Origin of the sequence: Snodgrassella alvi (assembly GCF_002777855.1) — a bacterium.
Classification (GTDB): domain Bacteria; phylum Pseudomonadota; class Gammaproteobacteria; order Burkholderiales; family Neisseriaceae; genus Snodgrassella; species Snodgrassella alvi_E.
On the sequence record NZ_MEIK01000028.1, the window covers coordinates 83,453 to 105,400 of the forward strand.

The window sequence follows — 21,948 nt, forward strand, 5'->3', positions numbered from 1 at the left end:
CACCGAAAATACTATAGCATATACATGCATACGCTTGGCCAATGTCATTTAATTTTGATATATCAAATTTTAGCGCTAAGTATCAATCTAGTAGATTTTTAATGTGAAAATGTCGTCCAGAACGACGGTTCTTTTTAATCAGAGCCTTATTTGAATTCTATTTTACCAATATAAGCTCTTTTTTTGTTGCTATTCTATTTGATTAAACTCAGTTTTTTTCACCTTCTCAATAAAAAAGTTAATCACTTTATCTTGGCCGCTATTAGCCTCGCAGTAGATGAGACTTACTGCACATCCCGCATAAACCACAAGTTTACTTATTTTTCTCAAACGGTAGATTGTTAATGATTGTCGATTGCCTGCTTATCTATTTAGTTTATCAGCAAGACTAATACTTTTTTCCTATAGCTGGTGGTTATATAACCAAGCAGGCACTATTCCCCTCTGAGCTTGAAAATGCTGATTTAGATGGATTAATAAGGAATAGATAGGAAACAGAAATACATGGCTGAGTGCAGAGCAAGATATGCTTATCACCAGCAACTAAAGATTAGACATGTAAGAAAGCAGACAAAACAGCATAATGAAAATTGCAATTTTTAAAACCAGCACATAATGAGCAAATAAGCTCATATAGGTAGTGAGATAAACTCAGCAGCAATCTATTTTGGCCAAAATAGCAACTAAAGTCAGCACTGGAATCTGGACTAAGTATGAAATACGAAGTAATTAGTGAATTAGATTTCATTTTCTAAGGCATTTGTTTATTACCGCTATTAGCGAAGATTTTATATAATTTGGATAAAACATCCAGTTAGACAAAATCAATATCGCTTTAGGTATTATGATAGAAAGTAATCGGCAATATTGGCTAACCAACTTTTGTCCACAACTCACAGCCACAATTGAGCATGAGAATATAAAACAGAATGGCAAATGCTATAATTTTTGTCTGATAACTAATAGATAAAATCAAACCCATACCGAAAAATCCACAAGACCAGCTCGGATATTAATACGCTCCGGCAGCCATAACTAATGCTGTTTTTAACCAATCTGTAGCTAGCTTAGAATATAGTTGTAAAAATTTACTTTGCTTCATTACATATCAGGTTGTATCAATTTATAATATAAATTAAGCATAAAAAAAGAATGGCAATAGCCATCCTTTTTTGATTAGAGAAAACTTGCTTAAATATCCACCTGCGCATTCAACGCATTGTTTTCAATAAAAGCCCGCCGTGGTTCAACTTCATCACCCATCAGGGTAACAAATACATCATCCGCCGCCATCGCATCTTCGATTTTAACTTTCAGCAAGCGGCGTACGGTTGGATCCATGGTGGTTTCCCACAGTTGCTCTGGATTCATCTCGCCCAGCCCTTTATAACGCTGAATAGTCAGCCCTTTTTGTGCTGTGGTCATCAGTAAATCCAATGCTTGCGCAAAGCCTGTTACTGCGGTTTTTGTTTCGCCTTTCACTACTTCAATCGGGGCATCCACAATACCGCTTAAGGTTGCAGCGGTCTGGCGGATAATCTGATAGGCGCGGCTTTCGGCAAATTTCTGTTCCAGATAGCTCACCATCTGATTGCCATGCAATTGACGGGTGATTTTAATCATTTGCACTTCGTCTTCGGCACCAATGCGTTCCAGTGTGAGGTTTTCATCATTGATGAGATTAGTTAAGGCTTGTGTGGCCTTTTCTGCACTGGCTACATTGCTTAAATCCAGATTTTCATTCCAGTAGAGTAGGGCATTTAATACGGCGCTGTCGATAATGCGGCTTTCACGCATAATCATGCTTTGCGCTAAAATGAACTGTTTGGCAATCTCCGCCAGTGCATTTCCTTCAAGGATGGTTTCACCAATATTCAGTCGTGCTTTGTCCAGAGCAAGACTTAGCAGAAACTGGTCTTTTTCAAACTCGTCTTTCAGGTAGCGTTCCTGTTTGCCATGCTTGGCTTTGTAAAGCGGAGGCTGGGCAATGTATACATAGCCGCGTTCTACCAGTTCAGGCATTTGCCGGTAAAAGAAAGTCAGTAGTAAGGTACGGATATGGGCACCGTCTACGTCGGCATCGGTCATGATGATGATGCGATGGTAGCGCAGTTTTTCCGGATTGAATTCCTCTTTGCCTATGCCGGCACCCAGTGCGGTAATCAGGGTGGCTACTTCCTGACTAGCCAACATTTTTTCAAAGCGGGCTTTTTCGACATTCAGTATTTTACCTTTGAGCGGTAAGATGGCCTGAAATTTGCGGTCACGACCCTGCTTGGCAGAACCACCGGCCGAATCCCCTTCGACCAGATATAGCTCAGACAATGCAGGATCTTTTTCCTGACAGTCGGCCAATTTGCCCGGCAGACCTAATCCATCCATAACGCCTTTGCGGCGGGTAAATTCGCGTGCTTTGCGTGCGGCTTCACGGGCACGGGCAGCATCGACAATTTTACCGGTGATGATTTTGGCTTCAGTGGGATTTTCTTCCAAAAATTCAGACAAACCTTTGCTTAAAACTTCATTGACCACCGGTCCAATTTCGCTGGAAACGAGTTTGTCTTTGGTTTGTGATGAGAATTTCGGGTCAGGCAGTTTCACTGACAATACGCAGGTAAGACCTTCGCGCATATCGTCGCCGTTGGTGTCTACTTTGGCCTTTTTGGCTACTTCATTGGCTTCAATATAATTGTTGATGGTACGAGTCATGACCTGACGTAAAGCAGTCAGATGAGAGCCACCATCACGCTGTGGAATATTATTGGTAAAACACTGCACGTTTTCCTGATAGCTATCGTTCCACTGCATGGCGCATTCTACGCTCATGCCGTCTTTTTCGCCGCTGGCGTAGAAAACTTTGTTATGTAGCGCAGTTTTATTGCGGTTCATGTATTGCACAAAACCAGCCACGCCACCACTAAAAGCAAAATTTTCATGTTTGCCGTCACGCTTGTCAAAAAGTTCAATACTGACGCCATTATTCAGGAAAGACAATTCGCGGATACGTTTAGCCAGAATGTCAAAGTGATATTCAATATTGCCGAATGTTTCGGTGCTGGCTAGAAACTGTACGCGCGTACCTTGTTTATCGGTGTCGCCGACTACGGATAGTGGTGCGATGGCGTCGCCGTGATTAAACTCTACAAAATGTTCTTTGTGATTACGGTAGATAGTCAGGCGCAGCCAATCGGATAGGGCATTTACTACAGATACACCTACGCCATGCAGACCACCAGAAATTTTATAACTATTGTTATCAAATTTACCGCCGGCATGCAGGATGGTCATGATAACTTCAGCCGCAGAGCGGTGTTCTTCGGGATGCATGTCGGTGGGAATGCCACGGCCATTGTCTTCAATGGTAATGGAGTTGTCAGCGTTTATTGCTACGGTGATATGATCACAATAGCCGGCCAGCGCTTCATCAATCGCATTGTCCAGAACTTCGAATACCATGTGGTGTAAACCAGTACCATCCTGGGTATCACCAATATACATGCCGGGACGCTTGCGAACGGCATCCAAGCCTTTTAATACTTTGATACTGTCGGCGCTGTAATCTTCAGGGTGTTGATCTGTCATAAGAATTCTTTATAAATCTGGGGCAGCGGTTATGCTTTTAATATGATGCCTGTTGGCAGAAAAGAATATTAAGGATGCTCAATTTTGCCATATTTACAGGGCTGAATCGAATAATTCATTAGATAATTATTATAGCAGAAATTAAGTTTTTTTTCAGCCGGTTGATATGTTTAAGGTGATGTTTTATCGGATTTTTTATTGAATGATAATTATGTTGAATGTAAAGAAAAAACTGCCCTGAATCAGATATGGATGAGGGAATCATTTATTCTGATTCAGGGCAGTTGCTAAGTCTTTGTATAAGAGATATTTATATTCTCATCGGCATGACTATGTATTTAAAATCGGGATTGTTGGGGATTGTAAATAATGTTGAGCGATTGGCATCGCCGAATGCCAGTTGCAAGTCATCGGCATGTAAGTTGCGTAATACATCCATCAGATAATTGATGTTGAATCCGACCTCCAGTGTGTCACCCTGATAAGCGATTTCCAATTCTTCGCGTGCTTCTTCTTGTTCATTATTGTTACAAGTGACGCTGAGCAGCCCCGGCTGGATTTGCAAACGCGCACCGCGGAATTTTTCATTGGCCAGAATAGCTGCACGTTCTAAAGCGCCAAGTAATTCGCTACGATTGGCAAGGAAGATTTTGTCATTATCTAGCGGAATCACGCGGTTGTAGTCTGGGAATTTGCCGTCTACTACTTTGGAAACGATAATAGTATCGTTGCAACGGAAGCGAACCTGATTATTTAATAGTTCTATAGTAATTGGTTGCTCAGGGAATGTAAGCAATTTGAATAGTTCCAGTACCGTTTTGCGGGGTAGAATCACTTCTGCTTTAGGTAAATCTGTATCGAGACTACAGGCGGCATAGGCCAAGCGGTGCCCGTCTGTGGCTACTAAACGCAGCTGATTGCCTTCGGTTTGCATCAGTAAGCCGTTTAGATAATATCGAATATCCTGAATGGCCATGCTGTATTGGACCTGTGACAGCATTTCTCTGAAGGTCTCCTGAGGGAGGGAGAAGCTGGCATTTACGTCTTCTCCTACACTCATCAGTGGAAAGTCTTCTGCCGGCAAAGTTTGTAGATTAAAGCGGCTTTTGCCGGCTTTTAGGACCAGACGGTTATTGTTCCAGTCTAGTGAAACCATGGCACCGGCTGGTAGGGCACGCAGAATATCCTGTAGTTTTTTGGCATTGGTGGTAATGCGGAAATCTTCAGCTTCGCTTTTTGGGCCTATGGTATCAATCTGAATTTCCAGATCGGTGGCCAAAATTTTGATTTGCCCCTGATGGTTCTCCAGTAATACGTTAGATAGGATCGGCAAGGTATGGCGACGCTCGACAATGCCGGTTACGGCTTGCAGAGGTTTAAGTAAACTATCACGTTCTGCTTGTAGAATCAGCATGTTGTTTTCCTTGGTTTAATCTCGCAAAATCATCATTAAGGTTTCGTACGCTTTGGTTGTCTCGGCATCTGATTTACGGAGTTTGGAGATGCTTTTTACCGCATGCATGACTGTGGTGTGGTCACGGCCACCAAATCCGCTGCCAATAGCGGGTAAACTAAGTGGGGTGAGTTCTTTAGCCAAGGTCATGGCCATCTGACGCGGACGTGCCAGATTACGTGTACGTTTTTTGCCTACCATATCACTGATGGTGATACCATAAAATTTGGCTACGGTGTTTTGGATGTGTTCCAGTGTCATTGGTTTGTGATTGACGGCCAGAATATCCTGTAGTGCTTCTGTGGCTAAACCGACATCAATCGGCCGGCTGGCAAAACGGCTTTGAGCCACAACACGCTTGAATGCGCCTTCTAGTTCGCGCACATTACTGCGGATATGTTTGGCAATAAAGAACGCAGCTTCGTCTTCAAGTTTTACCTGTGCCAGCTCGGCTTTTTTCTGCAGAATGGCAACACGCATTTCCAGTTCAGGTGGTTCCAGCTCTAGACTTAGTCCCCATGAAAAGCGTGATTTTAAGCGATCGTCCATGCCATCAATATGAGTAGGCAAGGTATCACATGTAAGAATAACCTGTTTTTTTTCGTCAATTAAATGGTTGTAGACGTAAAAAAACTCTTCCATGGTGCGGTCTTTACCAGCAATAAACTGAACATCATCCATAATCAGCAAGTCCACCTGTTGGTATTGCTGACGCATGGCATCGAAAGATTTAGCATGGAAAGCATTCATGATGCCACGGATGAATTCATCGGCATGTATATAACGGATTTTGACTTTGGCATCTGCAGCAAAGAGCTGATTACCAATGGCCTGTACTAAGTGAGTCTTACCCAAACCAGTGCTGCCGTAAACAAAAAACGGGTTGTACATGCTATTGCCTGGGTTTTCCGCTATAGAGAGGGCGGCTGCATGGGCTAGCCGGTTACCTTTGCCTTGTACCAGTGCAGCGAAGGTGTGTTCAGGATTGAGATTAGTGTCGGTATAGCGTGATTTTTTACTGTTTGCCAGTACATTATCAGACTCAGTTGTAGGTGTAGTTGTTTCTTTTTTATCTACTTTGCTTGGTTTTTTAGGGCTGACTTCACTGCTTTCAGCCGTATTGCTATCACTTTTAGACTGATTATTTTTTAGCCTTTTGGCAATAATGTCCTGAGCGGATTCAGTGCGTTTAGTTGTTGAACGCGGTTTGGCTTCTTCAGGTGCAGGGGTAGTGTTTAAGGGTTCATGTTTATTAAGGTTTTCAGTCTCCACCTGAACCGGAGTACCGCTTTCAGCTTTTACAGAATTAATGGTATTGGTAATTGCCTGAGCCTGTGTAGCTGCTTGTAAAGATTGCCCCTGACCAATTTTGAGGATTAAAGGAGTTTGTCCGTGTGGGAGTATGGCCAGACGGGCGTTTTCCACAGCTGGCCAGAAACGCTCGCGTATATGGTTGAATGCAAAGGTATTGCGCGCGAATATTACCCAGTTGCCATTTTCTTCGCCTACGGTTAGGGGAGCAATCCACATTTGGTATTGCTGGGGCGGTAGGTTTTGTTTAAGTTGTAACAGGCACTGCGGCCAAAATTCTGTTAGGGTCATGCGTGAAGCTTATTTTGTCTGCCAATGGGGCTTGGCTTAAGTAATAGAAACAGGTATCGCCTATTATGCTAATTATACGCAATAAAGAGCTTTATGACCACGATTTGCACTCTGTGTTAACCCGTTTGCAGTCTGGGTTTGCTCTAGATTATATTGATTGACAAAGTGCTGTTCTTGTTGTGTAATGCTACGTTTTATTTAAAGTTAATTCGGGAATAAATTATGAAACGTACTTATCAACCATCCGTTACCCGTCGCAAACGCACTCATGGCTTTCTGGTTCGCAGCAAAACACGCGGTGGACGTGCTGTACTGGCTGCCCGTCGTGCCAAGGGTCGTAAACGTTTGGCTGTGTAAGCACAAGAATGGATTATCATTTTGGCAAAAAATATCGCCTTTTAAAAACGGATGATTTTTCATCCGTTTTTGCGTTACGTTGCCAGAAAAGTCGTGCTTGGATTCAGGTGTTTCATGCACGCAATACACTTGGTTTTCCGCGTCTGGGTTTGGTAGTGGCCAAAAAAGTGGCCAAACGAGCCAATCGGCGCAATTACATGAAACGTGTATTAAGAGAATGGTTTCGCCTGCACCGGCATGAATTGCCGCCGTCAGATATAATCATTCGTGTACGCCAGCCCTTCCGACATGTGGATTATGCTGGTGTAACCAAGACTTTACAACAGTTGCTTTTGGCAGCTGACGGGTGTAAAGCAAAGTCGCAATGAGATATTTATTGCTGGGTCTGATTCGGGTTTACCAGTATGCCATCAGCCCGCTTTTGCCGCCCCGTTGCCGTTATAGCCCGACCTGTTCGCAATATGCAGTACTCGCTCTGCAAAAATACGGGGTATTCAAGGGTGGCTGGCTGACAATCAAGCGCATTTGCCGCTGTCATCCCTGGGGTGGTTGCGGTCATGACCCACTTCCTTAGCGAATACACACGGAATACACTATGGATTTTAAACGATTATTGATATTTTTTGTGCTGACCATGGCCATTTTGCTGGGTTGGGAAAAATTATACCCACAACCCGAAAATCAGCCAGCGGCACAACAAACATCTTCTACGAGCAATGCAGTTTCCACTGGCGTGGGAGCTGAGGGTGCATTAAGTAAAACTGAGCCAGTTACGGTCACTACGGATACTGTTAAGGCGGTTATTGATGAAAAAACTGGCGATTTGCGCCAGCTTACACTGACTAAATACAAAGCTACCAGTGATGCCAGTAAGCCATTTGTGCTGCTGGATAATGGTGCGAATGGCCATCAGTACATTGCCCAGTCGGTATTATTAAATCGTCAGGGTGATTATCAGTTTAAAAATCTGATTTTTACTGCGCCGCAAAAACAATACACACTTAATGGAGACAAGCTGGATGTGCGTTTGACAGCAGCAGAGCAGAATGGTGTGCAGGTAAGTAAGATTTATACCTTTACTAAAGGTAGCTATTTGATTGGCCTTCGCTATGAAATTGCCAATCACAATGCACAGCCGCTGCAAATGGATGTGGCCTATCGGGTTTTGCGTGATGACAAGGAGCCTGAAGGTACTGGCTATTTCGATCACACCTATACTGGTCCGGTGCTGTATACGCCCAATGGTAAATTTGAAAAAGTGGCTTTTAAAGATCTGGACAGCGATTATGCTTCCGGTCGTGACCGAGCAGACTATCAGCGTAAAACCAATACCGGCTGGATCGGTATGACCCAGCACTACTTTATGACTACGTGGATTCTGCAGCCGAAAGAGGGCAGCAGTGTTTGTGGCAGCAATGATGACTGCAAAATTGATATTCGCAAACGTAGTGATGGCTTATATTCGGCAGGTGTGCGCGTACCAGTAAAAGATATTCCCGCTAATTCCAGTGCTAGCTTCGGTATTTCTTTATATTCTGGTCCGCAGATTTATTCAGTAATTACTAAGGTTGCTGATCATCTGCAAATGATTAAAGACTATGGCAAGGTATCGCTGTTTTCTTCGCCGTTATTTTGGCTGCTAAACTGGTGGCATGGACTGGTACAGAACTGGGGCTGGGCAATTATTCTGCTGACGCTTACTGTAAAAGCCATTCTTTTCCCGCTTACTCATGCTTCGTATAAATCTATGGCTAAGATGCGTGCCGTAGCACCTCGCTTGCAGGCATTGAAAGACCAGTATGGCGATGACCGCATGCGTATGCAGCAAGAAATGATGTCGTTGTACAAAAAGGAAAAAATCAATCCTGTTGGCGGCTGCCTGCCTATGCTGTTGCAGATACCGGTTTTCATCGGTTTGTACTGGGCACTGTTTGCTTCGGTAGAATTGCGCGGTGCTCCATGGATTGGCTGGATTACCGATTTGGGACGTCAGGATCCTTATTACATTCTGCCGGTATTGATGGCCCTGACCATGTATCTGCAAACCTTTATGAATCCGCCTCCTACGGATCCGATGCAGGCTAAAATGATGAAAATCATGCCGGTAGCGTTTTCTGTGATGTTCTTCTTTTTCCCTGCCGGTTTGGTACTGTACTGGCTGACAAACAATATTTTAACGCTAGCACAACAATGGTTTATTAATAAACGTATTGAACGGCAGGCGAAACTGCACCGCTCATTGGATGCATGATTATAGCTTGCTAGTAAAAGGCACTTCAGTTTGAAGTGCTTTTTATTTGTTCAGTGCTTCAGAGACATATCGCCGGTGTAAGAGTTAATCATTAATGAGTTTTTCTATATAAATTGTTTAAAGCAGTTCTTATATTTGCTACTGTGAGCATGAGTGCACATTTATGATATTCGTTCAGGTATTTTCAGGAATTAGTTTATATAGAAAATATGCTTACTTTTTTTTTATAAGCTGATGTGTATTAAATGTAAAGCAGGTACCTGATTTCTAGATGATAAAAAATAAACAAAAATACTTATGGTAGGGAATTAAGTTTAATTTTTAATGGAATGCATCACTGACCGTTATCGTTTTTTAAGCTTGAGAATCGCGATAAATGTTTTTTGTATTCAGATTTTTACTTATCAATAATCAATTTGCATATTTATGTTTTATTCTTTTAGGAAAAAAAATGAGATTGGTATGAATAGGAACTTGTTCGGGTAATTACAGTAAATTAAGATTGTCGGAATTTAGTAAGCTAGCAGACTTTAGTATTGCAATGATGGTCGTTATATCTGCTCAAATTTGCTTTTGGCTGGATTAACTCCTCCAAATTGAGCTATGAATTTTTAATTTCTCTTTTTTGCGTTAGAACTATTATCAATACTATCATATTTTATTTTAAAACAAGCACTTCTGGCTGAAATGCTTGGTGATTATTGCGCATATTTTATTACGAATTAAATGATGGATAGCTTGGCTTAATTGTGATTAAGTTTTCAAACTTAATCATCATTGCTTTAAGCCTTAAAACTGATGCGCTGAATTAGCGATAATGCTACCGAAAATGGCTAGGACAATTATATATAGTATTATCGTTATTGCCACGACTATCAGGTATGCTTTGCAAAAATTAGAGCGGTTAGGATTGCCGTTGCCACTAAAAGCCCAGACTAAAACCATGATCAGATTGACAATAGGTATGCAAAACACGATAAACATTATAAGCCAGTCCCCAATAGACATAACTGGCGCAAGGTTGCCTGAAGAAGAGTTGAAAGTGTTATTATTTGTTGGATTTTGCATAATTATTCATTTCAATAGTTAATAAATGTTATTAAATACTAACACATTTAATATTGTAAATGAATATCATTTTGAAAAACTTGTATATTTAAGGCGTGACAGACTGAATGAAACGATATAGTGTCTATCACGCCTTTTAGTCGTTACTGTACGTAGGTAGTGGTTTGTTGTGTAGTAGTGGTAGCTGTTTGTTGAACAGGGTTAACACGAATTTCTACACGGCGATTTTTGGCACGGCCTTCCACTGTGGCATTGCTGGCAATTGGATTGGCAGAACCGTAGCCTACTGCGCTAATACGATTGCTGGCGACGCCACGGGCGCTCAGGAATGTGGAAACAGACTCAGCGCGACGTTGTGATAATGGCCTATTGATATTGTCATTACCGGTGCTGTCGGTATAACCAGCGATGGTGATATTGGTATCCACATATTTAGCCAGAATCTCAGCTACAGATGATAGGGAAGATGTGGCGGCGCTGCTTAATTCAGAGCTATTAGTTGCAAATGTGATGTTTTCTGGCATGGTGAGTTTAATCTGGTCACCTTCGCGCTGTACTTCAACATTTGTATTAGCCAGTTTTTGACGCAATAGTTTTTCTTGGTAATCCATATAAGCACCGATGCCAGCACCGATAGCACCACAGCCCAGAGCAGCATTACGTGCACCTCGGCTATTGTGGGTAATTGCACCAACGATTCCGCATACGGCAGCTCCACTTAGGCCGTAAACAGCGGTTTTGCTGGCATGGGTTTGGCCGGTACTAGGATCGGTAACACAGCCGGTCAAGGCTAAGGTAGTGGCGGCAGCGAGTGCAGCCAATGGTTTCATGATGGTCATACTTACTCCTTCTCTTAAAATTTGATTATGGTTTTCACATGTATGTTTTATGCTATCTATAGCAGAAAAGCAAGTGAGGGAGGGAGGAGGTGCGCAAACTGAAAATATTCTGTCCGGTTTGCATATCTGTAATTTATTTTGTAGCAATGCTGGTTTAAGCGACAAGTTTACTGCGCTATATTACAATTTAGTCTTATTTAAACGTGTTTGAGGCTCGTTCGCCCTTGAAAACGGCCAGTTTAGCCTCATTCAATTAAATTGCCTGTATTCAGGGCTACTATCAGTCACTTTGGAACCAGACATGCTCAGCTTGTATAACACTTTAACTAGAAACAAACAGAAATTTACACCGATTAATCCACCACAGGTGCGTATGTATGTGTGTGGCATGACCGTTTATGATTATTGCCATCTGGGGCATGCACGGGTGATGATTGTGTTTGATATGGTGACGCGCTGGATACGTGAGCTGGGCTATGAGCTTGATTATGTGCGTAATATTACTGATATAGACGATAAGATTATTAATCGGGCAAATGAGCGCGGCATCAGTATTTCTGAGCTGACTGATTATTATATTCAGGCTATGCATGAGGATGCGGCTGCTTTAGGTGTGCTGCCACCAAACCATGAGCCGAGAGCCACACAGTATATTGGACAGATGATTGCCATGATTGAAGAGATCATGGCAAATGGTAAAGCTTATTTGGCTGAGAATGGTGATGTATTTTATGCGGTACGTGAGTTTCCTGACTATGGCCAGCTGAGCGGTAAGAGTTTGGATGATTTGCGCGCTGGTGAACGAGTGGATGTGGATGGCTACAAGCGTGATCCCTTGGATTTTGTGTTGTGGAAAGCGGCCAAACCCCATGAACCGGCGTGGGACAGCCCGTGGGGACGTGGTCGGCCGGGCTGGCATATTGAGTGTTCGGCTATGAGCAAAGCTTTGTTGGGTGAGAATTTTGATATCCACGGTGGTGGAGCTGATTTGCAGTTTCCTCACCATGAAAATGAGATTGCTCAGAGCTGCGGTGCAGAAAAACAAGGTTGTTGCACGGAAAAAAATCACTTTGCTAGCCATGTAAAATATTGGCTACATAATGGGTTTATTCGTGTGGATAATGAAAAAATGTCTAAATCCCTTGGAAATTTCTTCACTATCCGCGAAGTGTTGCAAAAATACGATGCAGAGGTAGTGCGTTTTTTTATTTTACGTGCCCATTATCGCAGTCCTTTAAATTATTCTGACGCCCATCTTGATGATGCCAGAGGCAGTTTGACTCGATTGTATACAGCATTGAAAAACACAACAGCCGCAGATGTTGAAGTTAATGCGGATTTAAATGATTATACGCGCCGGTTCTATGCTGCAATGAATGATGATTTTGCTACAGTGGAAGCTGTTGCCGTTCTATTCGAACTGGCCAATGAAATTAATAAAACTCATGATGCGCAATTGGCAGGGTGCTTAAAAGGGCTGGGTGGTCTGCTGGGTTTGTTACAGCGTGATCCAGAGGCGTTTTTGCAGAATGAAGTGGGTGAAGGCGTACAAGGTCTTGATAATGCCACCATTGAAGCGATGATTGCTGCACGGCAGCAGGCGCGTGCAGAACGCAACTGGGCAGAATCAGACCGTATTCGCGATGAACTAACGGCTGCCGGCATTGTGTTGGAAGATGGTGCTAATGGTACAAGCTGGCGCCGTGCCTGATTTTTTCTTTATCTAAAACAGATATTAAAGAGACTATGGATCTATTCTGAATCAGGGGCTTGACAGCAGTATTATAATTTTAATGTATGGTATGTTTTGAATCTGGTAATACAGTGCATCTTTTTCACAGGACATCTGTGTAATATGGCTGTTCTGTGTGCTGATTTACTTGAAAATCTTACTCATGCGAGTATAATCGCCCGATTCCAGACATCCGTTTCAAGAGGTACAGGCACATCCCCTGTGCCCGCTTAACTAAGGACGACACTATGAATAACAGCATTCAACCTAACTACCACGACGTAACTGTGACTTGCTCCTGCGGTAATACTTTTGTAACTAAATCCGCAATGGAAAAAGATACTTTCAATATTGAAGTATGCTCTGCTTGTCATCCGTTCTATACCGGTAAACAGAAAATCGTTGACTCTACTGGTCGCGTGGACAAATTCAATCAGAAATACGGCAATATGTTCAAACGTTAATCTTGTTTGCAAGATATTGCACCAAAAAAGACTGCCATTATGGCAGTCTTTTTTAATGGGGATTTCATATGCCTTATTCAGGATCAATATAAGTAATATTCACCTTTTATGGTTTTATAAGTAATTTTTATATTTTCAGCTATTAATCAGCGTTGATTTAGTGTCTGGTTAATCAGCAGCCATAACCAGCTGACCACTACAAAAGGCATGGTCAGTACCGGAAGTGCATAGGGTTTCAGAAGAGTAGTAAGGGCAGACTGAGTAAATACGGTGAGAATTATAGCCAGTAAAATATATAAATTGGTTTTGCTGTCTGGTGAATTGCTGAAGGTAATCAGTGTAATAGCAGTTAATACCGCATTGAATGAATAAAGCCCCAGTGTAATAAGCTCAAGTTGACCTCCGTACATTAGGGCGATGCCGATGGCAAGGATTGAACCGGTTATGGCATATAGGGTGATTCGGAGGGAATTGACAGCCAGAGCGATCAAAAATGTTATTCCCACCAGTGTACTGTTGAATAAAAATACTTCAGCAATGCCAAGAATGCTGCTTGGCAGCAGGTGCAACAGTGTAAAGCTGGTAATGTGTGCGGTAGCGGTATCTGCCTGTACTCGTGACAGCGCTGAAAAAGAAGGAATTGCCAACAGGAATATCCATGTAATCAGGATGAAGGGCATGGTCAGACAGGGTAAATACCATTGCTGTAATATTGTGCTTAGGGCTTTGGTAATGAAGACCGAAAGTATGGATGCCAGTACAATAGTGCACCATAAATAGGGTGAGTTTTCACAAAAGGTAGCCAATGCAATGCCTGTCAGACAGGCATTAAAGCCATAGATTCCTTGCTGCCAAGCTTTTTCATTAAGCTGATACACATAGGCCATGATGTTGGCGCTGATTACGGCCACTAAACTGGCTACTCCTATAATTGGTTTGCCCGTAAAGCATCCCCCCATCAGTACCCCTAGCAGAAAAATCAGTCCAGATAATGCATTGTTTTGGAGCATGACCTGACCGTAGCTGCGGAGAATCACATCAGTAAAGCGGACACAGTAGTTGTGGTTGCATAATTGATGCCATTGCGCTGCTACAGACATTTTTTTCATCCGTTTTCTCCTTTATTAATATTTCAGCTCAGTAGGTTAGACTGCTTTTATACTGTTTCTGCGTAGGTAAATGTTCTGGTAATGTGGGATGGAAATAAATATACGATATTTAATGCTAGTTGGGCGGAAAATTTTATTTTTTATGAGCTTGAAATATTTGATGATGAAAATGTTCCTGCCAAATTGAGAGTATGCTTTTTCAGTGCTGTTGTTTAACTTTAGTTCTTTATTGTTTAGTTTGTTTTTTATTTTTTCATGTTTATAAGGTTTTTATTTGGGCAGGTAAGTTGTGCTGAAACGTTTAAGAATCTGAAATTCAAAGCAAGTAAACATTGATTAGTTGGTAAGATCAAATACAGCTTAGGAACGTTGAAGTTTGTACTAAATTTGCATTTTGAATAATTTTTGTAATATAAAAGAAGAAATAATTAAAATATTATTTTTAAATTTAATTAAATAGGGTAAATATGTGACTATTCTAAATCTGTATTTGGCCGTCAGGCTAGCAGTGAAACGGTACAATCAGAAAACAATTTTGCTCTGAGTAACGTGCAGGTTAATTAAATAAGCTAAACCGAGCGATATCTACTTTCTAAATTTGCTCCTAATACTGAATTGATTGATATTAATAAAGAAAGGGCTCTTTCAATTATAAGTATGTGATCAGTGAAATGAAAGGCAATCTGAATTTAACCAAAAGTAAAAAATGACGGCTGAAAATCCGAAGATTGTAGTGTTAGAACTGTCATCCCAGTTTTATTTTTCCATATAAATGTAGCGATGATTTTGTATTCTGAAACTTTCAGCATTATGCTTGGTATTGAGGAAGGTTGATAATAATTGAAATGTGCTGAAATGAGCTTAAATCGTTCTCCGTGGTAGGGATGGGCTTTATTGTCGCTGTTTTGGGATAATTTTTAAAACGCGGTTTTATTTCATAATGCATGTATCAGTCAGCCCCAGGTTTTCTGCTTTGATTGTTATTGCAATGAATTATCCGTTTACTTGGTATCGGAAGAGTGTCTGTATATGCACAACTGTTGCCAGTAGTAGTTGTATCTATGTTATTGTTTAATACTGGCTCGTTTCTGATTTTGTTTAGAAGAGTGGCTTCTAGCAATGGGAATTGAATGATAAAAATATTAAGAAGAAAGAATTTATGCAGCCTCATTTGAATTCAGTGGGCACACCTTTATTTTATGGCGTATTTATCGTCATCATAATTGTAATGATAGCGATAGATATGCTCACGCTGAAAAAAGAAGGCGTACATCGCGTTAGCACTAAAGAAGCGCTGCTGTGGACATGCGTCTGGATTGCTGTTTCACTTGGTTTTGCTCTCTGGCTTTATTTTGAGCTGATGCATAATCCGGTGCTGGGCAGTGAGGTGGCTGCTGATTCGGTGATGGATTTTCTTACTGGCTATGTGTTGGAAAAATCGTTATCGGTGGACAATATTTTTGTCTTCGTGCTGATATTTAGTTATTTTAAGGTGCCGGCAGAGTATCAACACCGAGTGCTATTGTACGGAGTATTGGGGGCAATCGTCCTACGTGCTGTGATGGTGGCTTTGGGTGCAGTTCTGGTCAGCCGCTTTGAGTGGGTGCTGTATCTGTTTGGTATATTCCTGCTTTATAGCGGGATTAAGCTGATGCTGCCGGAAAAAGATGAGAATAAAAGTTTGGCTGATAACCCACTGATAGGTTGGCTGCACCGCCATATGCGCGTCAGTGAGCAATTTAATCGTGAGAAATTTTTTACCATCGAAAACGGCCAGCGCATGGCCACGCCATTATTGCTTACATTGGTAGTGATTGAATTGAGTGATGTGGTTTTTGCTGTAGACAGTATACCGGCTGTCTTTGCTGTTACCACTGACCCGTTTATTGTGTTTACTTCGAATATTTTCGCGGTGCTTGGTTTGCGTGCGATGTATTTTTTATTGGCCAATGTGGTTGAAAAATTTGTTTATCTCAAATATGGGTTGGCAGTGGTCCTGACTTTTATCGGTGCCAAAATGCTGGTGGCAAAATGGTGGCACATTCCTTCTTTTGCTTCACTGGCTGTAGTATTTACTGCTTTACTGCTGGCGATTCTAGCTTCATGGTGGAAAACCAGAAAGCAGCCGCATAATCTGTAGACGACAAAGGAAGTTTTCACAACAGCCCGCTTCAGCTTATTTTGATTGTTAATACACACAATAATGGCTGGCGGGCTGATACTCTGTAAGTAAGCTTAAAACAGAATGAAATGCTTAGGCCAATTTGTCTACAAATTCACTTACTCGAGCTACGTAGATTTTTACAGTTTCGATATCGCCAGCTGGAATCTCATCGACACTGGCATCGGCTGGTGTCTGAACCATTGCTCCGATGGAACCTCCGAGTACATTTACATCATTGCGCGCTGCTTCTTTGGAGTTAGCCGGCAGTAGTCCGAGACTTACCCAGATACCGCCATGCTGTGCTGCCAGTGTCTGCATCCAGATTAGGGTTACTTGTTTGTCGCCACTAAAACTGGCACTGTTGGTGAAGCCGCCGAACACTTTATTTTGCCATGCACGCTCTGCCCACAGGCCGGATGTGGCGTCGGCTACTTTCTTAAACTGCCAAGGTACATTGCCCATATAAGTAGGTGCAGCAAAGATGATACCTTTGGCCTGATGCAACTGCTGCCACTGATCATCATCCAGCTCGCCATTGGCATCGATTTCTACCAGTACAGCATCAGTATCGGCTGCAGCTGCCTGAGCAATTTTAAGTGTATGGCCATAACCGGAAAATACCAAAATAGCTAGTTTACTCATGTGTCTGTTCCTTATGATTGATTGCCAAAACAGCTTAAGCGGGTGGCGCTACTATCGCAAGTATGATTCAGGAAATAAAAATGAAGATTATTGCCTGACAGTAAACTATCAATGCTTGGATATAAAATTCTTTACAACCCGGTAATTGATCCAGAAACGACCCTTTGCAGACTCAGATGAAAGACTATATTGCACAGTTTAGTTGCATACTTGATAACGCAGTAAATAATTGTTAAACTGAATTAAATACATAATCATGTCTGAAACGTTTCAGGTATGGAAAGAAAACCTCGCCTGATCTCATCTGAAATATTGGTGTACAGAAGCGCGGTAGCATTCACATCAGGCACACAACCATTTCCAGATAGTTAAACACAAAAGATTGTCTCAAAACCTGCCCGAACTGCAGCCATTCATTTGTATGCTTAAGGGCAGCAAACGTGGTGTAACTTTTATAAATGAAAGGTAAATATATGGCGTACGCAAGTACCAATCCCTACACCGAGCAACAGGTAAAAGCATTTTCTGATACCACCGATGTTGAACTGGAAACTGCTTTGAATCATGCAGATGCTGCTTTTAAACAGTGGAAAAACACTACGTTTGCCCAGCGTGCGCGTGTTTTACAAAATGCTGCTGATATTCTTCGAGCCAATATTGATGAATATGCCCAGTTACTGACACTGGAAATGGGTAAACTGTTTCGCGAAGCCAAAGCTGAAACCGAGCTTTCTGCGCAGATTTTTGAGTATTATGCTGTTCATGCTGAGCGTCAGCTTCAGCCGGAAGTGTTGCCAGTTACTTCCAATAAGGGCAACCGTGCTCGCATTGAGTTTGCTCCACAAGGTATTATTTTGGCAGTTGAGCCGTGGAACTTCCCATATTATCAGATTGCCCGTATTGCAGCCCCGCAGCTTGCTGCCGGTAATGTGGTTGTGCTGAAACATGCGTCCAATGTGCCGCAATGTGCCGCCAAAATGGCTGCCATGCTGCTACAAGCTGGTTTACTGGATGGTGCGTTTCAGAACCTGTACCCAACGCATGCACAACTGGCAAAAATCATTGCTGACCCGCGCGTGCGCGGTGTAGCCTTAACCGGTTCAGAAGGTGCTGGTGCTATTGTGGCTGCACAGGCTGGAGCAGCATTAAAAAAATGTACTCTTGAGCTTGGTGGCGCCGATGCATTTATCGTTCTGAATGATGCTGATATCGAAAAAGCAGCCAAATGGGCTGTATTTGGCCGTCACTGGAATGCAGGGCAGGTGTGTGTGAGTGCCAAACGCATTATTGTAGAAGAAGGTGTTTACGATCGTTTCCTGAATCTGTACCGCGAAGGAGTGCGTCAGCTGCGCATGGGTGACCCGATGGATGCCGCTACCACACTGGCACCACTATCTTCTCGTTCTGCGGTGACTGGTTTGCAACAACAATTGGATGAAGCGGTAAAACTGGGCGCTCATGCTGAAGAAATTGCATTGGATATGCCGGCTCAGGGATGTTTTTTCCGACCGGTTATCCTGACCAATATTCAGCCGGATAATCCGGCACGTCACTGGGAATTTTTTGGTCCGGTTTCTTCTATCTACCGCGCCAAAGATGCAGCTCATGCCATTGAAATTGCCAACGATACCCCATATGGCTTAGGTGGTTCTATCTTTACGTCTGATGAAGAACGCGGTGCCAAACTGGCTCAGCAGATTGATACGGGTATGGTCTTTATTAATCATCCCACCATGGTTAAAGCTGATTTGCCATTTGGAGGCGTGAAACGCTCCGGTTTCGGACGCGAATTGCTTGATTTAGGCTTAAAAGAATTCGTGAATGCTAAACTGGTAAGTATTGCAGACATCGACGCTGAATTCTAAATTTGTTTGAAAACTAACGGGGCTACTGGACAAAAAGCAGCTCCGTTTTTTATTTTAAGATAATTTTTTTCATTAATATTTTGACTGAATAACGTTTGGCCAACAGCCATCCAAACAGAAGTGTTTAAAAGATGAGACAGATAAATTACTGAAATGTAATATAAATGTAGCATTGTGGTAAAAGTCAGCCAACTTATCCTGCACCAATCATTTTTCAGCTAAAGTAGTTTAATCAACTTCATGTGTACCATCATGTTGATAATAATTAGCTTTTTAAAGCGTGCCAGCAAATAGACAGGAGGCAGTATGCTAACCATAATCGCCGCACCGACCACTCAGGACTTTGCTAATCCGCGCCTGAGCGACACTTATAGCCAGCCGCAATTTCTGACACAGAGTGAACAGCTGGTACAGATTTGCCGCAAACTTAGCCTCAAACAATTAGAAGAAATTATGCACATTAGCCCGCATCTGGCTGAAGTGAATCAGCAACGCTTTCGCGATTGGAAGCCGCCATTTACCCTCGATAATGCTTTACAGGCTATCTTTGCCTATGGTGGTGATATTTACAATAGCATGCGCGTCAGTGAATTATCATTGCACGAACTGGACTACATGCAGAAAAGAGTATCCATTCTTTCTGGCCTTTATGGTTTACTGCGGCCATTGGATTTAATCCAACCGTATCGTCTGAGTATGAATGTGCGACTGGAAAATCCAAAGGGAATCAATTTGTATCATTTCTGGCATGACATTCTTACCAACCATCTGAATCAGATTGAAACCGATACCATCATCGACTTAGCCTTTGACAATTATTTCAAAGTAATTGATAGCGATAAACTGAAAGCCAAAGTAATTAAACCTGTATTTCTTGATGAAAAAGCCGGTAAATACATGAATGTCAACGCCTATGATAAAGAAGCGATGGGTTTGATGACTCGCTTCATTGTGCGAAACAAACTTGAGTCGTCTAAAATGCTGCATGAATTCAGCGACCATGGTTACCAGTATTGCGCAAAAGAATCGAATGAACATGAGCTGGTGTTTAAACGTTCTGAAAAAACGGCGCAGCAGTATCAAAATCGAAATTAATTTCAGCATCTGGATACTAACGGCTGAAAAAGCGCGTAAGTTACACATAAAAATGTGGTGCTTGCAGTAGATTTCGGTACAATCCCCGCTTTAAACCATATAGAGATCTGACCATGTCTGAAACAACGCCGATTTGCCCGCAATGCGCTAGTGAACAAAATTACTTTGATGGCACATTTACTGTTTGCCTCGAATGCGGGCATGAATGGGATGCTAATAGTACACCAGCCACACAGGAGCTGGATGTCAAAGACAGTAATGGCAATCCGTTAGCCAACGGTGATGATGTGATTCTGATTAAAGACCTCAAGCTCAAAGGTAGCAGCACCGTATTGAAAAAAGGTGCCAAAGCCAAAGGAATCCGTCTGGTTGAGGGTGACCACGAGATAGACTGTAAAGTAGATGGTATGAAAATTATGCTAAAAGCATGCTTTGTTAAAAAAGCCTGATACTCTGAACGATAGAAATACCGCCAATCTAAGTGCCTAAACAAAGCATTGTAGACTGGCGGTTTTTATATGTGGATCATTAAATTATCCACAAACTGTAATTACAGCTTAGTTATCCACAGTATCAAGCCCCGGATCAACTACAGCATACACACGGTTATCAAGCTTATCCGCACTGATTCTTTGTAAAATTATCCGCGCTAACTCTGCTCTATGAATATAACCTTGTACCTGCTGCTGATAAAAACACTTGCCAGTGCCAGTAGCTTCACCTTGCGCCAGACCACCCGGGCGCAAAATCTCATAATTTAGCGTACTGGTTTGCAGCCACACCTCAGCCAGAGATTTTTCTCGTACTGCATGTCCGAAAGCTTTTTTCGCACGCTCTGACATTGTTGCCCAAGTATCACCACAGCCCAATGATGTCACCAGCAGCATCTGGCCGATACCACATAGCTCTGCCGTATCCATAATCAACCGCTGTGCCAGATAGTGCGCGCCTGCCGAACCACCCAAGGTAGACACAATCACAGTATCCTGACCAGCTAGCGTGCACACTTCGCGCACACTGGATTCATTCGTGGCATCTCCAACTATTGTTTCCACTCCTTGCTGTTGTAACTGGCGGGCAAAATCCTCATCCCGTACCAGCGCCACACAGCGCCAGCGACCGGTTTGTTTTAAAGCCTGCTGCACTACCTGATAAGCTGTGCCCATTTTTTGGCTTACCCCGAACAACAGTAATGTTTTCATCATTGCTCCTGTGTGGTGGCAAAACGCTGTGCCAGACTGCGGAACTTAGTTAATTGCTCCGCTTTCAGCTGCCGCTGCTCATCTCGCCCCACAAAAATTTTAAACATTGCGTCACCATGCTGGTTGAGAAAAATAATCGACGCCGTAGCCATTTGCATAAAACTGCGTTCTACAAAAGCAATCTGCGCACAGTTTTCTGCGCGAATATGGCCGCCGAAACCTTGCTGATGTTGCAGATTAAAATAACCGGCACCATATTTACCTGCTGGTAGTAAACCCGAAAATTCCGCAATAATATCTGCTGTATGCACCAGAAAAGTAATTTCTCCCCATGATTGCACATCCTGCCACACTGCATCAAAGTGGCTGCCAGCAGTTATCACCACATCCGGTATTGCCTTAATCACCTCAGCCAGTGTCACCTGATACTGTTGCGCAATCTGCTCCAGCGTCCCTTCTGGATTGCTGCGCATAAAAAGTTGCAGATTATTATTTTGTGAATGTTTTGTCATCGTTTTCCCTT

18 protein-coding genes are annotated in these 21,948 nt (G+C 42.5%); 10 read left to right on the plus strand and 8 right to left on the minus strand.

Annotated elements, in window-relative coordinates:
- Nucleotides 1-1,191: 1,191 nt before the first annotated feature.
- The 3 genes from gyrB to dnaA all read right to left on the minus strand — a co-directional run bounded on the left by gyrB (nt 1,192) and on the right by dnaA (nt 6,637).
- On the minus strand, nt 1,192-3,582 hold the full coding sequence (gene gyrB, locus BHC43_RS03700; protein ID WP_100156548.1) for a DNA topoisomerase (ATP-hydrolyzing) subunit B: 2,391 nt from the start codon (nt 3,580-3,582) through the stop codon (nt 1,192-1,194).
- Between the two features lie 310 nt (nt 3,583-3,892).
- The gene (gene dnaN, locus BHC43_RS03705) at nt 3,893-4,996 is read right to left on the minus strand and encodes a DNA polymerase III subunit beta (protein WP_100140729.1); all 1,104 of its coding nucleotides are present in this window, start codon (nt 4,994-4,996) and stop codon (nt 3,893-3,895) included.
- A gap of 15 nt (nt 4,997-5,011) precedes the next feature.
- The gene (dnaA, locus tag BHC43_RS03710) at nt 5,012-6,637 is read right to left on the minus strand and encodes a chromosomal replication initiator protein DnaA (protein WP_100156549.1); all 1,626 of its coding nucleotides are present in this window, start codon (nt 6,635-6,637) and stop codon (nt 5,012-5,014) included.
- A 222-nt stretch (nt 6,638-6,859) separates the two neighbouring features.
- Here dnaA and rpmH point away from each other — a divergent pair, with 222 nt between their 5' ends.
- Genes rpmH through yidC form a run of 4 tightly spaced genes read left to right on the plus strand, consistent with a single transcriptional unit; the run spans nt 6,860 to nt 9,245 of the window.
- Nucleotides 6,860-6,994 carry a 50S ribosomal protein L34 gene (gene rpmH, locus BHC43_RS03715; RefSeq protein ID WP_004283944.1) on the plus strand — a complete coding sequence of 45 codons (135 nt, stop codon included), beginning with the start codon at nt 6,860-6,862 and terminating at the stop codon, nt 6,992-6,994.
- An 8-nt stretch (nt 6,995-7,002) separates the two neighbouring features.
- Complete coding sequence (gene rnpA, locus BHC43_RS03720) at nt 7,003-7,362, plus strand: ribonuclease P protein component (RefSeq protein WP_100140727.1); 360 nt, start codon at nt 7,003-7,005, stop codon at nt 7,360-7,362.
- Entirely contained in the window at nt 7,359-7,568 is a 210-nt protein-coding gene (gene yidD, locus BHC43_RS03725) for a membrane protein insertion efficiency factor YidD (RefSeq protein WP_100140726.1), read from the plus strand. The genes rnpA and yidD overlap by 4 nt, the downstream gene beginning before the upstream one ends.
- A gap of 21 nt (nt 7,569-7,589) precedes the next feature.
- A complete protein-coding gene (gene yidC, locus BHC43_RS03730; RefSeq protein WP_100140725.1) occupies nt 7,590-9,245 on the plus strand; it encodes a membrane protein insertase YidC in 1,656 nt (551 codons plus the stop codon).
- Nucleotides 9,246-10,456: 1,211 nt separating this feature from the next.
- Here the strand turns inward: yidC and BHC43_RS10955 are convergent.
- Nucleotides 10,457-11,152: an OmpA family protein gene (locus BHC43_RS10955; RefSeq protein WP_100151878.1), complete on the minus strand. Its 696-nt coding sequence runs from the start codon at nt 11,150-11,152 to the stop codon at nt 10,457-10,459.
- A gap of 301 nt (nt 11,153-11,453) precedes the next feature.
- On the opposite strand from BHC43_RS10955, the gene cysS reads away from it, so the two are divergent.
- Nucleotides 11,454-12,863, plus strand: coding sequence for a cysteine--tRNA ligase (cysS, locus tag BHC43_RS03745; protein ID WP_100156550.1), 1,410 nt, complete (start codon nt 11,454-11,456; stop codon nt 12,861-12,863).
- A 269-nt stretch (nt 12,864-13,132) separates the two neighbouring features.
- Nucleotides 13,133-13,348: a 50S ribosomal protein L31 gene (rpmE, locus tag BHC43_RS03750; protein ID WP_100090964.1), complete on the plus strand. Its 216-nt coding sequence runs from the start codon at nt 13,133-13,135 to the stop codon at nt 13,346-13,348.
- Between the two features lie 146 nt (nt 13,349-13,494).
- Here the strand turns inward: rpmE and BHC43_RS03755 are convergent, their stop codons facing one another.
- Nucleotides 13,495-14,457, minus strand: a complete 963-nt coding sequence (locus BHC43_RS03755) for an urea transporter (RefSeq protein WP_100156551.1) — start codon at nt 14,455-14,457, stop codon at nt 13,495-13,497.
- Nucleotides 14,458-15,616: 1,159 nt separating this feature from the next.
- Here BHC43_RS03755 and BHC43_RS03760 point away from each other — a divergent pair.
- Nucleotides 15,617-16,597, plus strand: coding sequence for a TerC family protein (locus BHC43_RS03760; RefSeq protein WP_100140720.1), 981 nt, complete (start codon nt 15,617-15,619; stop codon nt 16,595-16,597).
- 114 nt (nt 16,598-16,711) lie between these two features.
- Here BHC43_RS03760 and BHC43_RS03765 read toward each other — a convergent pair whose 3' ends face one another.
- Nucleotides 16,712-17,263: a flavodoxin family protein gene (locus BHC43_RS03765; protein WP_100156552.1), complete on the minus strand. Its 552-nt coding sequence runs from the start codon at nt 17,261-17,263 to the stop codon at nt 16,712-16,714.
- 473 nt (nt 17,264-17,736) lie between these two features.
- Here BHC43_RS03765 and BHC43_RS03770 point away from each other — a divergent pair, with 473 nt between their 5' ends.
- From BHC43_RS03770 to BHC43_RS03780, 3 genes are all read left to right on the plus strand, one after another.
- Nucleotides 17,737-19,128 carry an NAD-dependent succinate-semialdehyde dehydrogenase gene (locus tag BHC43_RS03770; RefSeq protein ID WP_100156577.1) on the plus strand — a complete coding sequence of 464 codons (1,392 nt, stop codon included), beginning with the start codon at nt 17,737-17,739 and terminating at the stop codon, nt 19,126-19,128.
- A 306-nt stretch (nt 19,129-19,434) separates the two neighbouring features.
- Nucleotides 19,435-20,223 carry a YaaA family protein gene (locus tag BHC43_RS03775; RefSeq protein ID WP_100140718.1) on the plus strand — a complete coding sequence of 263 codons (789 nt, stop codon included), beginning with the start codon at nt 19,435-19,437 and terminating at the stop codon, nt 20,221-20,223.
- A gap of 113 nt (nt 20,224-20,336) precedes the next feature.
- On the plus strand, nt 20,337-20,672 hold the full coding sequence (locus BHC43_RS03780; protein ID WP_100151872.1) for a zinc ribbon domain-containing protein YjdM: 336 nt from the start codon (nt 20,337-20,339) through the stop codon (nt 20,670-20,672).
- 108 nt (nt 20,673-20,780) lie between these two features.
- Here BHC43_RS03780 and BHC43_RS03785 read toward each other — a convergent pair whose 3' ends face one another.
- Nucleotides 20,781-21,425: an NAD(P)H-binding protein gene (locus BHC43_RS03785; RefSeq protein WP_180297419.1), complete on the minus strand. Its 645-nt coding sequence runs from the start codon at nt 21,423-21,425 to the stop codon at nt 20,781-20,783.
- Nucleotides 21,425-21,937, minus strand: a complete 513-nt coding sequence (gene hutX / locus BHC43_RS03790; RefSeq protein ID WP_100156554.1) for a heme utilization cystosolic carrier protein HutX — start codon at nt 21,935-21,937, stop codon at nt 21,425-21,427. Before hutX ends, BHC43_RS03785 begins: the two co-directional genes overlap by 1 nt.
- Nucleotides 21,938-21,948: the final 11 nt, after the last annotated feature.